At 49.7% G+C, this 14769-nt stretch carries 16 protein-coding genes; 2 read left to right on the top strand and 14 right to left on the bottom strand.

Features of this window, described 5'->3' with window-relative positions; translation table 11 throughout:
- Positions 1–2 precede the first annotated feature (2 nt).
- Positions 3–761, bottom strand: coding sequence for a trans-aconitate 2-methyltransferase (gene tam / locus ACOTZB_RS01640; RefSeq protein ID WP_193807100.1), 759 nt, complete (start codon positions 759–761; stop codon positions 3–5).
- A gap of 443 nt (positions 762–1204) precedes the next feature.
- Here tam and ACOTZB_RS01635 point away from each other — a divergent pair, with 443 nt between their 5' ends.
- Complete coding sequence (locus tag ACOTZB_RS01635; protein WP_047653311.1) at positions 1205–1843, top strand: acyl-homoserine-lactone synthase; 639 nt, start codon at positions 1205–1207, stop codon at positions 1841–1843.
- 14 nt (positions 1844–1857) lie between these two features.
- Here the strand turns inward: ACOTZB_RS01635 and ACOTZB_RS01630 are convergent, their stop codons facing one another.
- On the bottom strand, positions 1858–2550 hold the full coding sequence (locus tag ACOTZB_RS01630; protein ID WP_193807098.1) for a helix-turn-helix transcriptional regulator: 693 nt from the start codon (positions 2548–2550) through the stop codon (positions 1858–1860).
- Between the two features lie 290 nt (positions 2551–2840).
- Entirely contained in the window at positions 2841–3425 is a 585-nt protein-coding gene (locus tag ACOTZB_RS01625; RefSeq protein WP_193807096.1) for an NUDIX domain-containing protein, read from the bottom strand.
- A gap of 86 nt (positions 3426–3511) precedes the next feature.
- On the opposite strand from ACOTZB_RS01625, the gene ACOTZB_RS01620 reads away from it, so the two are divergent.
- Positions 3512–4279, top strand: a complete 768-nt coding sequence (locus ACOTZB_RS01620; RefSeq protein ID WP_421626604.1) for a DeoR/GlpR family DNA-binding transcription regulator — start codon at positions 3512–3514, stop codon at positions 4277–4279.
- A 51-nt stretch (positions 4280–4330) separates the two neighbouring features.
- Here the strand turns inward: ACOTZB_RS01620 and ACOTZB_RS01615 are convergent, their stop codons facing one another.
- From ACOTZB_RS01615 to ACOTZB_RS01565, 11 genes are all read right to left on the bottom strand, one after another.
- The gene (locus tag ACOTZB_RS01615; protein ID WP_193807094.1) at positions 4331–4774 is read right to left on the bottom strand and encodes a PACE efflux transporter; all 444 of its coding nucleotides are present in this window, start codon (positions 4772–4774) and stop codon (positions 4331–4333) included.
- A 242-nt stretch (positions 4775–5016) separates the two neighbouring features.
- Positions 5017–6684 (bottom strand): Wzy polymerase domain-containing protein, encoded by a 1668-nt coding sequence (locus ACOTZB_RS01610; RefSeq protein ID WP_421626335.1) that lies wholly within the window; start codon positions 6682–6684, stop codon positions 5017–5019.
- A 71-nt stretch (positions 6685–6755) separates the two neighbouring features.
- Entirely contained in the window at positions 6756–7652 is an 897-nt protein-coding gene (locus ACOTZB_RS01605; protein WP_421626334.1) for a fimbrial protein, read from the bottom strand.
- A gap of 15 nt (positions 7653–7667) precedes the next feature.
- Positions 7668–8213 carry a fimbrial protein gene (locus ACOTZB_RS01600; protein WP_421626333.1) on the bottom strand — a complete coding sequence of 182 codons (546 nt, stop codon included), beginning with the start codon at positions 8211–8213 and terminating at the stop codon, positions 7668–7670.
- 9 nt (positions 8214–8222) lie between these two features.
- Positions 8223–8723, bottom strand: a complete 501-nt coding sequence (locus tag ACOTZB_RS01595; protein WP_421626332.1) for a fimbrial protein — start codon at positions 8721–8723, stop codon at positions 8223–8225.
- Positions 8724–8733: 10 nt separating this feature from the next.
- Complete coding sequence (locus ACOTZB_RS01590; protein ID WP_421626331.1) at positions 8734–9297, bottom strand: fimbrial protein; 564 nt, start codon at positions 9295–9297, stop codon at positions 8734–8736.
- Positions 9290–9892, bottom strand: a complete 603-nt coding sequence (locus ACOTZB_RS01585; protein ID WP_421626330.1) for a fimbrial protein — start codon at positions 9890–9892, stop codon at positions 9290–9292. Before ACOTZB_RS01585 ends, ACOTZB_RS01590 begins: the two co-directional genes overlap by 8 nt.
- Positions 9893–9904: 12 nt before the next feature.
- On the bottom strand, positions 9905–10654 hold the full coding sequence (locus tag ACOTZB_RS01580) for a fimbria/pilus periplasmic chaperone (protein WP_193807075.1): 750 nt from the start codon (positions 10652–10654) through the stop codon (positions 9905–9907).
- A gap of 55 nt (positions 10655–10709) precedes the next feature.
- Positions 10710–13214 (bottom strand): outer membrane usher protein, encoded by a 2505-nt coding sequence (locus tag ACOTZB_RS01575; RefSeq protein ID WP_421626329.1) that lies wholly within the window; start codon positions 13212–13214, stop codon positions 10710–10712.
- Between the two features lie 2 nt (positions 13215–13216).
- The gene (locus ACOTZB_RS01570; RefSeq protein ID WP_421626328.1) at positions 13217–13789 is read right to left on the bottom strand and encodes a fimbrial protein; all 573 of its coding nucleotides are present in this window, start codon (positions 13787–13789) and stop codon (positions 13217–13219) included.
- Positions 13790–13875: 86 nt separating this feature from the next.
- Entirely contained in the window at positions 13876–14403 is a 528-nt protein-coding gene (locus tag ACOTZB_RS01565) for a fimbrial protein (RefSeq protein WP_421626327.1), read from the bottom strand.
- Between the last annotated feature and the right edge of the window lie 366 nt (positions 14404–14769).

The raw sequence follows: 14769 nt of genomic DNA, 5'->3' as shown, positions 1-14769 counted from the left end.
CGTCAGGGCTGGCGTTGAGCCACAATAAACAGTCGTGGAAAAGCGAGCAGTATCTGCCCATTTTCCTGGAGCGGATACTGCTCTTCAAGCAGTTCATGGTAGCGTTTCAGGAAACGTTTCTGCTCGTTCTCATTCAGTTCCTGGAGCCACGGGCGCAAGCCGGTGGCGCTTACCCAGTCAATAATGGCCTGATGCGAGCTCATTTTGTGGAAATAGGTTGTTCGCCAGATATCCACGTCACAGCCCGCCTCGGACAAGATATCGTAGTAGGCATGCACACCCGGGAGAGGTTCGCGGCCGCGGTCAGGGTAGTCTTGCTCCAGCGCCACTTCGCGCATCGCCACATGAGTTGGTTCAAGCCAGTTGTCAGGCATCTGGATCGCCAGCACGCCATTTAACTTAAGCAGGGAAACAAGGTGCGGCAGGAGATCGTAATGGTCAGGAACCCATTGCAGCGACGCGTTGGCATAAACCAGGCTCAGCGGCTGGCCAGGCTTGTACTGGCGGATATCGGCCTCAACAAAATGGCAGTCAGGTAACGCGGCGCGCGCTTCCACGAGCATAGCCGGGGAGTTATCTACCCCTGTAATGTGAGCAGAAGGCCAGCGATGCTTCAGAAGCGCCGTGCTGTTTCCTGGCCCACAGCCCAGATCGACGATAGTAGCGGCCTCATCCAGAGGAATTCTGGCGAGCAATTCGGCAGCTGGACGCGTTCTTTCAGCGCCATATTGCAGGTAAAGAGAGGGATTCCAGTCGGCCATTATTTGTTCTCCGTTTGCATGCTTCTGCAAGAATAGCACAGGGAGATGCCTGGAAAACCATACCGGCGAGGATGTTTGAGTAGACGTAGACGAAGTCAGCAGAGTGGACAAAACGAAGATGAGGCAAAAAACATGAAAACAGAAATATTACCCCTTAAAAAATTAAGGGGCAATGCTTTTATTGTAATTATTTTATGATTATTGTTTTTTAATATTTTATCGGCAAAGTGCTTCTTATGCTCTGTACCCGAAACTTTAAATATTAGATAATCATCGATGGGTATATCCCTGGTGTTTCGTAGGTCTTTGACCTCCTGACCGCTTAGTTTTGCGAGAACTTTGTGGTCAGGTACTTTTTAAGTATAGGGAATATGCGGCACAATGAAAGCTGTCCTTAAAGACAGGTAATAATAGTTTCAGGTGTTATTATCAGGAACAAGAGAATGAATTCTGTCATTGAATTTTTTTTGCACGGCTACGATGATTTACCACCAGCATTAGCGCGCGAACTCTACCGGCTGAGAAGAAAAACCTTTCGGGACCGGCTCGACTGGAAAGTGGAATGCGTCGAAGGCCTGGAAAAAGATCGCTTTGATTCCCATAACACGACATACCTGCTGGGTATGTATGATGGACAGCTGTTATGCGGCGCGCGATTTATTAATTCGACGAAGCCGACAATGATAAGCGAGATCTTTCACAATTATTTCGATAATCCTATTGTTTTTCCAGCAGATGTTCCCTGCTGTGAAGTGAGCCGTTTATTTTTAGATAAAGAAACACGGGACTCTGCAAGTCTGCAAGGCGTGCCTGCCAGTAAAGCGTTGTTTCTTGCGATGAATATGTATTGCATAAAGAATAAATATCATGGGATGTACGCAGTAGCCAGTCGTGGAATGTATGCCATATTTCGCCATGCAAACTGGAAAGTTGACGTTATTCAGCGCGGTGTCTCTGAAAAAGGGGAGGTTATCTATTATATTTATATGCCTGCCAACACCAACATTATTGAAGACATTATTAGCAAAGATAAATCCAGTCACTGGCTTAGCGAAATGCTGGAGCATTTACGCTACTTATAGCCAGTGGCTGAGGCTCAGTCGTCCAGTAACCGTAGTTCTGTTCCGAGTTTTATTGCGTGTCTGGCATTATTCACACCGAGCTTTTTCATTACATTTCCCATATGGAACTTAACGGTGCGTTCAGCAATAGATAAAATAACAGAAATTTCTGCGTAGGTTTTCCCGGCGCTGACCCATTTAAGGATTTGTCGCTCACGTGGCGACAGAAAAACATTCTTTTTCTGTTGATGCTGGCTATACAGATTGAGTGTCTTCTGATGCAATTGAACAAGGAAGCTTAGAAATTGTGGCCGATATTTTTCTATATCAATCCCAGAATGCTTTGGACTGATGACGGATAATACGACAAGATTATTCAGATAGTCATGCAGAGGAAAAGTCTGCCCCTGGTAAATATCATACTGGACGCTTTCGTTGAAAATGCGCGTCAGGTTATAACCATCCGACAGGACGACATCACTTTCCCAAAAAAAATCTTCAACACAGCGCAAAGCCCGAATGATAACAGGGTCAATAAACTGGTATTTCCTGTCGAGGTAGATATCAAACCACTCGGGGCTGTTATTGATTATCCGCATCTGTGAAGGATCTTTCTTGTTCATAATGGCGTAGGCGAAGACGATCCCTTTGAAGTCCTCAAAAAACGCGTCCAGCTCACTCTGAATTAGCGTGTTGATCGTTATGTCGTTGTAATATGTATCCTTCACGTGAGTTGCTGCCTCCTGTTCGAGTGGAGGAGCAAGTATAATATGCTTCGTTATCCGTAGCGAGTCGCATTTTAATCCAGCCAACAGATAAGACAGGCTACCTCAACTGGTAGCCTGTCGAACGTGTGGCATTTCTAATGGTAAATGCAGATGACTCAGCGAATTTTTGAAGATTTTGTCAAATCCCGAAATCGTTCACTAAATATAGTAGGCTGCAAAATTTAGGAGGTTCATTCGAGTATTGGACAATCGCACCGACCAAGATTCAAATCAGGATTTTAACCAGCAGTCTACATAATGCCTTTAAGAGCAATATGATAAAGCAGCATGATGGTTTTACCGTCGACAATCTTGCCTGTTTCAATGCCGCGTAATGCCTCTTCAAGCGTCATTTCCAGCACGTCGATATCTTCTCCCTCAGCCTTGATCCCGCCGCCTGCGCCGGTTCTGTCTTTTGGCTGATACTCGGCAAGATAAAAATAGAGTTTTTCCGTGACGGAGCCCGGGCTCATGTAGGCTTCAAAGATTTTCTGCACGCTCGAAACGTGAAATCCTGTCTCTTCTTCCGCTTCTGCTTTTATGCGGCTTTCGGGATCCATGTTGTCCAGCAGCCCCGCCGCGGCTTCAATTAAATCGTCCTCATGCCCGTTGGTAAAGACAGGGAAGCGGAACTGGCGCGTCAGGATCACCGTCTTTTTCTCACGGTTGTAGAGAAGAATAGTCGCGCCGTTGCCACGGTCATAGACCTCCCGTTGCTGTCGTTGCCATTCACCATCATGGCGCTGCAGGTCGAAGGTGTATTTTTTTAGGTTGTACCAGTTATCGGACAGGGTTTCACTGTCAATGATGCGCACATCTGCACGTTTTGATTGCACGTTTGTTCCTCCTTACGTAGAGTAATTATCATAAACAGCATTATCGTGCACTTTCAAGATAAAACATGCAACATCAGGAATTCATGATGCTCACCAGTCAGCGAAAACAATTGATCCTCGAAAAGCTCAGCACCGAAGGTCAGGTCCAGTCAAAAGCACTGAGCATGCTCTTTGACGTCTCTGAAGACACCATTCGACGTGATTTACGCGAGCTGGCGGCAGAAGGGCGTTTACAGCGGGTTCACGGCGGCGCGCTGCCGTCATCTTCTGCTATTGCGCCATTTGCCGAACGGCAATCCGTGAAGATGGATGCAAAAAAGAGGGTCGCCCGGAAAGGGGCTCAGCTGATTTCATCAGGGCAGGTGGTGATCGTTGACGGCGGCACGACAACCTCGGAGCTGATTACGTTTTTCCCTCCTGACCTGCACATTACGGTGGTTACGCACAGCCCGAGCATCGCCCTGAGGCTCGTGGATCATCCGTCCATCGAGGTGATTCTGATCGGCGGTCGCTTGTATAAGCACTCCATTGTTGCGGTCGGCGCTGCGGCCATCGAAGGCATCGAAAATATACATGCAGATCTGTTCTTTATGGGCGTGACCGGGATCCATCCTGATGCGGGGCTGACAACCGGCGATTTCGAAGAAGCTTGCATCAAACGTGCATTTTCCGGCAGAGCTGCAGAGACGGTCGTCCTGGCTTCTCCGGAAAAGGTCAACACAGCGTCTTCGTTTGTGATTGGCGATGTGTCATCGGTGAACACCATCGTCGTTGAAGACAATACCGATCGGGACTGGATCCGCGCGGTATCTGAAAAAGGGGTCTCCGTCGTGTTGACCTCAGAGAGTGACTGAAGAAGCCTTGAGCTACACGCGCTTCTTCATTTTTTACATTGATTCACTTAGCTATAACGCCGTACGCTTTCGTCCAACGAACGTCCAGCGCAGGTAGTCGTAAAGCCAGTTAAACAGCATCGTATAGGGCAGGAAAAACAGCACCAGGCCAATCTCAACAAAAAATGCCTCCGTCACGGTCAGGTTCAGCATAACCATTGCCACAGGGATTAAGGAGATGATAAGTCCCGTTTCAAAACCAACCGCATGGATTGCGCGAACGAGAAATGTGCGTTGAAACTGATGTTTTTTCTGCAGGGAATCAAAGAGCTTATTAAAAATAAAATTCCAGACCGTTGCGGTAAGTGCAGATATCACGGACAACGAGCCTGACTGAAGTACCGACACGTTCATCAGCCAGGCGAGTGACAGCGCGATGATAACGTTGGCCGTCACTTCAAAAATGACAGCGTGGAAAACTCTCTCTTTAACACTTTTATTTAATTCAATTTCCATTTGCTTACGACAGCGTTTATCAAAAGCTGAAGTATATCAGACATTTTTCAACTCTTTCTGAACGGGCAGGTTATGTTGAGGCTATTAGCATCCAGGAAAACGATGCCCATAAAATGCCAGATTTCTTCTGGTTCCATATTGGTGCGCATAATGTATATTATGTTAAATTGGATTTATGGTATCTAGACCACTAATGGCCATACAACCCAATATCCTTCCCTCGTCCTCCCGTCAGATGAGTGCTAAAACTTCTCGCATCTAAAGCGCATATCCTCTGGCCACAGTGCGTTGCTTTGCATACATATCTCTTTAGCGTTTTCGATGTGTTGCGCCCTGTAGATCATCATCAGGCTGAAGTTGACATCAGGACTATTGTGAACCTTCCGATAGTGCTCGGCCCAGGACTGGAAGCGAGTTAATAAATCAGGAGCTCTGGTCAAATTGAACCTCAGCAGCAGAGCTACGTGGCGGTCAAAATCCAGCCTGTCATGTTGACTCCAGGGATTGAGTAATGTTCCGGCAGCAGCGCTTTCATCCCTGGCCAGCGGTGCAAGCCCATGTTGCTCAATATGGGTCATTTGCACTTCGGTTACGACACCGGTTGCCATAAATATCAAAACGGCACTCGCGGCCAAAACGCGTACAATTCTGTTGAACGTCATCACGTTGCCCTGAGCGGCATTTTTCACCGGCGTCGCTGTTGGGCCGTTAATTCCCAGCAGTATGACAAGAGCCAGACCATGCGTTACTGATTGATAGAGCGGATACTCCAGATTCATGTGTAGCGCAATGGGTAATAACATTGCCAGACCAATCCATCGATGCCCTCCCCGACTCCACAGCCGTTTCAGCATGCCGCAGACCATCAGAATCACACCCGCGACGGCAACGAGTCCCCCTTCCATCCAGGTGTAGAGAAGTTCATTGTGCGGGTAAAGCAAGGTGGCGTCTCTCAGCCCTGGAGGATTGTGCTGTGTCATCTGACCAAACAGTGCTTCGAAACTGCCGTATCCATTGCCGACGATGGGATGATTTTGAATAAGCTGCCAGGTCAGTTGCAGGATATACCAGCGCTGACTGTTCGATCCGCTTTTGTCGGCTAATCCCGGTATAAAACCAGGAAATAACCGTGGGCCAACATAAAGCGCGACAAGCCCCAGAACGATACCCGCTGACATCAGCAACAGTGAAAAATAACCGCGGCGACGGCGCGTTTTGTATGCGGCTACCAGCACGAGCAGGCAGCCCAGAATAGCGCCAAGATAACCTGCCCGGCTTTGCAACAACACCAGCATGGCCGGTAGCATAACCAGTGACAGGGAACAGAAACGCGTTACCCACTTTTGGCGCGCCGTTGTATTAAGCCACAGGGCACAAACCGTGCCGGTGGCTAAAAACGATGCCAGAACGTTCACCTGCTGGAAGCTGCCGTACGGGCGTCCGCCGGGCAGTGTCGCCATATCAGTCAATTGATACAGACAGAAAATGGTCTGTAAAAAGGCCGACATCACCAGAATCAACAGCCAGTGGCGTCTGGTGATGAGATTGACTGGCGTTTTAAGCAGTTCCAGCCAGACGATGAGCAGCCCCCACAGCGCCATCACTTTCGTCGCGGCGTTCCACTGCCAGGCTGAAGACGGTGACCATAGCAGCGGCAGAGACCACAGAACGGCACCCGTTATAATCAGTTGTGTGCCAGCAGGATAAATAAATTTCACCCGTCGTTCGGTAAGTGAACCCCACAGTACCATGAGCGCCATCGCGCACCAGGCCAGCAGGTTTTGGGGTAATGCCAGTCCGGAGCCACCCTGATTCGGTAATACCCAGAGCAGACCACCGCATAACCAGACGCCAGCGATAAAGACTTTACCGCGCCCTGAGAAATAATAATTACAATGTATATTTAACATGAATATATTCATAAAAATAGGGACGGAAAATGATTTCCGTCCCGTTAAAGGTAAGCAGGATTATTTGGGAATTACTGTTGGGTCATAACCATTACCGCGCTGGCGGTAAACGCGCCGGTGGGAATATCCTTCACCGCCACCGCTGAATCACGGATAGCCTGAAAACCGAGGTCGACCGTATTCGAACCACTTTTCAAGTTAATTGTGGCCTTGCTGGTTGGGGATACGGCGGCGTTATTATAAATAATCGCCGTGCCAACCCCAGTTGCCGATGTTTTTACTGCCTGGGTGCTGCCAATAGTAATCGCCGTATAAGTAATATTCATCGAGACGGTCACGTCTCCGCCCGTACAGCTGACCGGGATCTTGATATGCTTAGCGGTGCTGGAACTGGGTGTCGTAGGTAGCGTGGCGCGATCTAACGAGCCTAACGAGACACTTAGGGTATTGCCGCTGTTGATCGTACAAGAGGTGTTAACAACCGGTGTCGGGGGGAGTGTTTGACCTCTACACGCGCCATAGGTATTCAAATAATAAATCTGTCCATCCGGTCCCATCAATGTATCGCAGGCTTGATAATTGCTATTCCCGTTAGAATGACAGTCCATACCACTGGTTCCTGGATTCACGTTCTGTTCATTTAATGGTCTGGAGGCATCAATATAGCTGGAGCTGGATGAACCACATCCGGCTGACCCTCCAGTCGCAACTCTAACGGTGTAGTATCCAGAAACCGGAACGTAATACGTGCCTTGTAGTTTCACGCTACATCTACCTTGTCGAAAAACGTGATCGACGTAGGCACTGCCTGTTGAGGGAATATCGCGTGGTAAGCCGCACATATTGTCTATTGAAAAACCCATGACCGTCGCTGTCGCACTACCCTGACACATTAACATCATGATGACAAAAGCAAAGATATTTACCATCACCTTAATGTAAGGATGAAATTTTTTATATATATTCACTCTATTATCTCTTAATTAAGGATAGGCCAGCATAAAGGTAGACACCGCGGTAAAATTCCCCGGCGTAATGGTTTCCTGCCGCAGGTGAGTAGGTTCCCCCTGAATATAGGCCATGAGGGTAAATGTATTGTCACCGCTGTTCAGTACATGTTCCGGTGTCGGTTTATTAAAGGGGATGGCGATCCCGTCTTCGGTTTCCACGCCAATGGCGATACCCGCCGCCTCCCCGGTGACGGCTAATAAGCCGGGCAATTCCGTACTCTCTGTGCCTTTAAACGTGATCGAGGCTTTATTGGCTATTGATAAATCACAGTCCGTCAGGGTAATGGTGAACGGTACGCCTTTGGTACGGGCATAGGCATATAAATCGGGTTCCATGATCATGTCAAAATCGACACTCAGGTCTGTGGTCAAGGGATCCAACCCGCAGGGTGCGCTGGTCAGCGTGCCGCTAAAGTGCAGGTTATCCTCAATCGCCAGAGCTGGCGTGATGGTCAGGCCGGATGCGACAAGTAATGCCGCTATCCCCCGGCTTATCGTCTTCACATGTCGTATGTTCATCGTTGTGCCTCAGAAATAATCCGCGGTTAATGTCGCGACGGCCGTAAAAGTCTGTTCGCTCAGCACTTTATTCGGATCTTTAACCGGTACAGCGCTCAGCACCAGGGATTGCAGGCCGCCAAGCGTTGTTTTCAGCGGCTGGTTGAGCTTCATCGGCACGCCGTTAGCCTGAATCTGAATGCCCAGCCCGTCCGCTGAGGTGGTGACGGCCGAGTCGTCAAAAATTTCAGCTACCCCGCTCACCTGAATATTGAGAGCGGAATCATCCGGCGCGCCGTGACAGTCAACGGTATAGGGGATGTCCTGTTTATTGTCGATGCCGTTTACTTTACCCACGCTGATGCTGCCAAACGACACATCTATCACCTCATCGCCCGAAACCGTACAGGGCGTGGTAATGATAAATGTGCCTTTAAAATTGACAGACATCTGATCGCCAACCTGCGCGGCCTGCGGCGTCCCGGTCAGCAGCAAAACAGATAAGGTGACAATGTGGAGTATTCTCTTCATAACTGTCTGTTCAATTAAACGAAAGTTGCAATGTGGCAGAAGCCGTGAACGTATCGCCATTTGTCACCTGTTTGCTGTTCGTTGTGCTGATTTGTACTAACTCTGCCTCAAGCGTGGGTGGCTTGCTTTGGTCGATGGTGAACCACTTCCCCGACGCCTGCGGGGCGCCATTCACAAGCAGTTCAACACCAAGCATCCCTTTGTCTATCTCAATCACGTCGGTTCCGTTATAAGATTTATAGCTGCCCGATAGACTGGCCAATTGCATTTGAAGAAGCCCCGCGGTATCACCGGTACAGGTAAAATCGCTGGTAATCGATTTACGATAATTCCCATCCAGCGTCATGGTGTCCGTCCCTTCCGGGAGCAATTTCACATCACCAAAGTCGACCGTCAGGCTGTCGCCCTGATTAAACTGACAAGAACCGTTTGCCACCAGGGTGCCATCGATATTGATGTTTAATGAGTAGGTGTCGCCTTTATTTGCCTGGCTTACCGTCGGGGCCAGCAGCACCAGCGCGAGCAGCGGACTGCGGACAAGGCGTTTAAACGTCATCACGCGTGAACTAGTCATAACTGATTCCGAAATCAACTGAGGCGCGAAATTCTCCCGCAATCAGCGGGGCGATGGTACGAACAGGGATAACGGTATAGGTCAGCTCATCACTGCCCATCGTCACAAACTGCGGCTTGCCCCGCATCCCGGGAATAACGATTCTGCCGTTGGTATCCAGAATACGAAGGCCGACGCCAGACATCCCGGCGATCAGTAATAGCGTGGGATCGTCAGGATCCGTCGCGCCCATGAAACTCACTGTGACCACCGGTTGGGTTTCATCCCATGTCGATGGCCCTATTCGACCGCTACGCTGCAGGCCACCGGTGCTTTCGCAACCCAGAAGACGAAATACGATTTGTGTCGGATTGCCGGTATCGCCCGGACGTTTCATCGCCCCCAGCGCCGAGTTATCCATTACCACCTCCTGCAGCTTTGAACGCATGCTGATCAGGCAACTTCCGTTACGCAGAACGCCATGAACGTGCAATTGACCATTTTCCCCCTGGACATTCCAGTCATCGACAGCCAGAGCATTATTCGCCATGCTGCCGCTCAGAAGCAGACTCAACGCAAACGTACGTGAGTAGCGGTAGATTGCTTTTCCGTTCACAGGTTGCTCTCCTTAACCCGCGTTAACATGGTCCACTGCACAGGTATTCCCCGCACAGTTAAAAACAAGTTTCGGCCGGCCACCGTAATCATTTACGGAGGTCAGTACTGGGTGTGCGCCCAGTGAAGCCGCGGTTGCGCCCAGTGCAATGCTTTCTTTAGGCGCGACCATTACAGGTTTAAAACTCTCGATATCACCGCCCTTCTCTGACGTCGCTGCCGCGACAATCGTCAGGTAGTAAGGCGTGGGATTGGTTAACTGGAATCCTTCACCCTGACGAGTTAAGGTGAGTTTTTTCGCGGCCTCGTTCTCCATCCCGTTTTGTAACTGCAACGCTTCCGGGCGGTAAAAGAGTTTGACGCGGGTTTGCAACGCAAGCTGAAGCGTATTGGGTTTAGAACTCTTCGGCGGAATTTCGCGTACGTTAAAATAGAACAGCGATTCTCTGTCCTGCGGTAACGCCTGGGCGTTATTACCCTGAATTTTCACCTGACCTTTGGCGCCTGGCTCAACGCGTTGCACCGGCGGTAATGCCATAAACGGCGTCTCGGTTTTATTGCCGTTGCTGTCCTCAATCCAGGACTGCGCCAGATACGGCAAGGATTTATTTTGATTCGTCACGGTGACACTCATTGATTTCTGGTTGCCGCTATAAATCACCCGGGTGCGATCCAGCGCAATGGCTGCATTTACCTGCTGCGCGACCAATGCCAGTGCGATTACACCCAGCGTTAGACCGATCTTTTTCTGCACAAAACGCATAACTCTCTCTATTACAAAATGATAATGACGGTTTTGCCTGACCCCATCACGACGATCAGCGTGAGAGGCAAGGCAACAACAGATTGTTGATTGTTTCCGGCAGCGATGATGGCAATTCGATGTAACATTGCACGTCGTTGCCCCAGTACACGTCCATGCGCTCTCCAGGACGTATACCTGAAAGCCAGACGCTGCCGTTTTCGGCGACAATCCCTGTTGTCATGTTGTCTCCATTGCGTACTTCTGCGCCAAACGGCGGTTCGCTGCCGTCAGCCAGTTTGATCACCGCCATGCCCTTCTGTCCGGCGAGAATGCCAAAGGCGCGGTAGCCAATCGCGCCTTCCGTTAACGTGTCCTGCACAATTGAACGTGTGGCATCGACGTTTTCCGGCAGGCTGTCCAGATCAACGCTCACGCTGCTTCGGTAGTAGCTGCTAACATCCGCAACGACCGCCTTACCGAAGGCATTGGTACGAACGATCCCCGCCATGCCCTGCACGGGAACGTCTTCCACCCCTGCCGTATCAACGAGCATTCGGGTTCCGCCTGCCGAATTGGTTCTGTGCAGCGCCGCACCTTTGGCGGTAGCGGTAACGCCTCCTTGTAACGAAAGACCTGCGGCGCTGGATTTGCTGCCGGTAAAGCTGGCATTGGCCGTGACACTTGCACTGTCGCCATCATGGGTAAAGTACCCGCTCCCGGTACCGCGACCGTCAGTCGTGCCGCCGGCGTTAACCTGGTAATAATTGTTGGCGTCAATACGCTGGTAATAACCTACCGTATTGCTACTGCTGTCTCCGCTGTACTGTCCGTTGTAGCTTAATGTTGCGCCGTTGGACCACGGCACAGACAAGCTCAGATAGACGCCATCATCTTTAGAATCGTCATATTCAGTTCTGTAGGCAGACAGTGTCAGGCTGATGTTTTTAAACCGACTGACGTCAAAAAAGCTCGATAGCGAAACGTTCCAGGTATTCGTCGCTTCCCTGTCCCAGTAGGTCTGGTGGCTATAGTTCAGAAAAGCACTCATGTTCTGTTCGCGGAACTGTTTATTCATGGTGATGGTGTACAGTTCTTTATCGCGCCCACCGTTATCGCCGTTGTGATAGCGGCGGTCCAGATACTGAGACATGCTCATAAAGTCACGTTCTGAGAAGCGGTAACCCGCAAAGGTCACCTGGCTGTCAAACTCATCGAAGCGTTTCGAATAGCTGACGCGATAAGATTTACCGCTTAATGTGTCCTGATTAGGAATCGCAGCCCGGGACTGCGTGACGTCAAAGGAAATTGCCCCAAACATCAACAGATCGCGCCCGACCCCTAAGGAGAGCGCGTTATAGTCCCCTGCCAGTAGCGTTCCGCCATATAATGACCAGCCGCTATTCACGCCCCATGATGCTTCGCCAGTGGTAAAATTTGGCCCCTGAGAATGGTGGTCATAATCAGACGGTTTGCCCATCGCTATTTTGTAGCGCACCAGCCCCGGTCGCGTCAGATAGGGAATGGAGGCGGTGTCGACCTGGAAAGTCTGGGTTGCGCCATCCTGCTCTTCCACTTTGACATCCAGCTTGCCGGATACCGCCGAGTTGAGATCCTGGATACGAAACGGACCTGGCGCGACAGTGGTTTCATAAATCACGCGCCCCTGCTGGCTGATAGTCACTTTGGCGTTCGTCTTCGCGACCCCCACCACTTCCGGTGCATATCCGCGGAGATTGGGCGGCAACTGGTTATCGTCTGTAGACAGGCTGGCGCCGGTAAAACGGAAACTGTCAAACAGAGAGGAATTTAAATAGTCTTCTCCCAGCACCAGTTTTGCCCGCAGTGCGGTGATGGCCCGATAGGTATAAACCCGGCTCCAGTCCCAGCTTTGCTGTTTTTGACTCTCATTTCCGGTATTGCGTATGTATTGCGCTTGCCAGTCACCACGCAGGCGCCAGGCACCGAAATTCGCGCCCGTCGTGCCGTTACCCGTGATGGAACTGGAACGCTGTTCCTGTTGTTTCGACGACGTTGCATTAACTGTGTAATCAAACAATACGCCCGGAATTCCCTCATCCCAGCGAGAAGGCGGATCCCAGTTTTCGGCCGTATACTCAAGGTATGCCTGAGGAATGCTGAGATAGAGAGTACTTGTTCCCAGATCGGCTCTGGCTACCATACCTTCCAGAGAATGAAGATCCAGACACTGTCCGTTATGCCACCATGAAACACCTTTAACGATGGACTCTTTCAGGCCAATTTGTTGGACGTGCTCGGCTGTCAGGCAAACTTCGCTCCCTTTGGGATCATCTTCAGGCGGGAAATACTCTACCGTCTGATCCGGTATGTCGGTTTTATTGACCTTTAGCGTAAGCTGATACTTGCCGGGCATTAAATAACCCGCCCGGGAAAACTGGCTCAAATCAACATTATTCCGCTCTTTGATGTCGAGTACGTCAGTGTTAAATTCGACATTATCTTCAGCGTGAACGCCTTTCACTGCCAGAAACGCAAGAATTACACCAATCGCTACAGGGTGTAACTTGCCCAGGAAGATGGTTTTATTGACTTTTTTCATTTTCAAAAGTAATCAACTTTGAAGCGTATCGTGGCCGTATACTCACCCACTTTCAGGCGGTCGCGATTACTCATAAGACGCAACTGGTATTTAAGAATTTGTGAACCGTTGCTCAATGTACCCGGAGGGAGCGCTTTTCCAGGTTGCGCCACGTTTCCGGCGTCATCCGTAATTTCAAGCCCTACACCTGACGCGCCGTCAACGGAAAAAAGTCCATCAGAAGATGGGCCATCAAACGTCGTCTGGAAATGGGATGACAGGGTTTGCGCATCCTTATTTATATGCAGATTGCAGTTGACCAGCGTTAACGAAAAGGGATTTTTATTTCCACGACCGTTGTGAATAATTTCACCCACGGTCGTGGTCATCATTTCAATGCTTTGCTCACGATCCGCGGTGGCGATAGCGCATGGGGTATCAATTATACTTCCCTGCATATTGACAATACCGTGGCCTTGATCGGCCAGCGCATAGCGGGAACTATTTGCCGCCGCTATGCAGGGTATCAATATACAGGGAAATATAATCATTCGAAGTCCAGATAATACAATCATTAAAATACGCTCTGGTTTCATGAAAAAAAGTGCCAGTGATTAAGATAATCAATTAATCACCAGCACAATAACAGGGTTAATTACTTGCGTAATAAGTCATGCCGGGATTATGGGTAATCCAGAGCGAAGCTGGCAATGGCCTGGAATTTACCTGGGACGATTGTCGCAGATGCGCCATCACCCTTCAGGAAAGCAGCAAACGTCAGGTCGTTATCACCATTCAGCAGTGCCTGCGCCGGAGAGGCCTGGCCCAGTTTAACCGGCGTACCGGTGTCCGTCGTAATTGCAACAGAAGCGCCTTTCGCGGTGCCCTGAATACCGAGCAGATCCGGGTTAGCCGCAGATGCGGTGCCAGAGAACGTGGTGGTCACTGATTTCTTGGTTTCGGTATTACACTGTTGCAGTTTGATAGCGAAAACCTGAGGAATAGAGGTACCGCCATCTTCCAGCGCCAGGTTAGAGATCTGACCCAAATCAACGGTTTGATCAGCACTGTCCGGTGTAATGGAGCAAGGCGCATCAATAATAGAACCCGTAAACGTTACGGTACCATGTCCCTGATCTTTTGCATTCGCATTTGCGATCATAGCACCAGCTATCATCGCAATCGCGAGAGCGATTTTCTTTGCCTTCATATAAGAACTCTCTTCAATAAGATATTGCCCATTTGGGTTCATTGCTTTCTCAGTTTTTCTGACAAGAGCAATGTGTATATATTCTTTCCTTTCGAGGGGTTTGCTTCAACAACAACACAGTGTCAAATGAGACTAAAAAAGAGTATTTAATGGCAAGATATGCAGGCTTGACGGGTCTCAATCCATTTTTTCTCGGGCCGCTGATTTCTGGAGAGAAAAAAGGAATTGATGTTATTTCAGGTATAGGGGGATTGCTGTGAGTTATCAATATTAGTGTTTAATGTAATAACAAGCAACACGTAAGCGTGCTGGCGAATCGCTGAATAATCCCGCCATTTCGCGAGGGCGGTATCCTTATTATCCCGG

The sequence above is a fragment of the Enterobacter cloacae complex sp. SHL020 genome, assembly GCF_049236945.1.
Lineage (GTDB): Bacteria > Pseudomonadota > Gammaproteobacteria > Enterobacterales > Enterobacteriaceae > Enterobacter > Enterobacter dykesii.
The sequence above is the reverse complement of the archived record's forward strand: the minus strand, read 5'-3'. Positions and strand labels throughout refer to the sequence as shown.

Coding starts and splice junctions, on each gene's coding strand:
- ACOTZB_RS01575 (WP_421626329.1), bottom strand. CDS start 13,214: ATGAAAAAAGTCAATAAAACCATCTTCCTGGGCAAGTTACACCCTGTA.
- ACOTZB_RS01620 (WP_421626604.1), top strand. CDS start 3,512: ATGCTCACCAGTCAGCGAAAACAATTGATCCTCGAAAAGCTCAGCACC.
- ACOTZB_RS01615 (WP_193807094.1), bottom strand. CDS start 4,774: ATGGAAATTGAATTAAATAAAAGTGTTAAAGAGAGAGTTTTCCACGCT.
- ACOTZB_RS01600 (WP_421626333.1), bottom strand. CDS start 8,213: ATGAACATACGACATGTGAAGACGATAAGCCGGGGGATAGCGGCATTA.
- tam (WP_193807100.1), bottom strand. CDS start 761: ATGGCCGACTGGAATCCCTCTCTTTACCTGCAATATGGCGCTGAAAGA.
- ACOTZB_RS01595 (WP_421626332.1), bottom strand. CDS start 8,723: ATGAAGAGAATACTCCACATTGTCACCTTATCTGTTTTGCTGCTGACC.
- ACOTZB_RS01610 (WP_421626335.1), bottom strand. CDS start 6,684: ATGTTAAATATACATTGTAATTATTATTTCTCAGGGCGCGGTAAAGTC.
- ACOTZB_RS01565 (WP_421626327.1), bottom strand. CDS start 14,403: ATGAAGGCAAAGAAAATCGCTCTCGCGATTGCGATGATAGCTGGTGCT.
- ACOTZB_RS01580 (WP_193807075.1), bottom strand. CDS start 10,654: ATGCGTTTTGTGCAGAAAAAGATCGGTCTAACGCTGGGTGTAATCGCA.
- ACOTZB_RS01570 (WP_421626328.1), bottom strand. CDS start 13,789: ATGAAACCAGAGCGTATTTTAATGATTGTATTATCTGGACTTCGAATG.
- ACOTZB_RS01635 (WP_047653311.1), top strand. CDS start 1,205: ATGAATTCTGTCATTGAATTTTTTTTGCACGGCTACGATGATTTACCA.
- ACOTZB_RS01590 (WP_421626331.1), bottom strand. CDS start 9,297: ATGACTAGTTCACGCGTGATGACGTTTAAACGCCTTGTCCGCAGTCCG.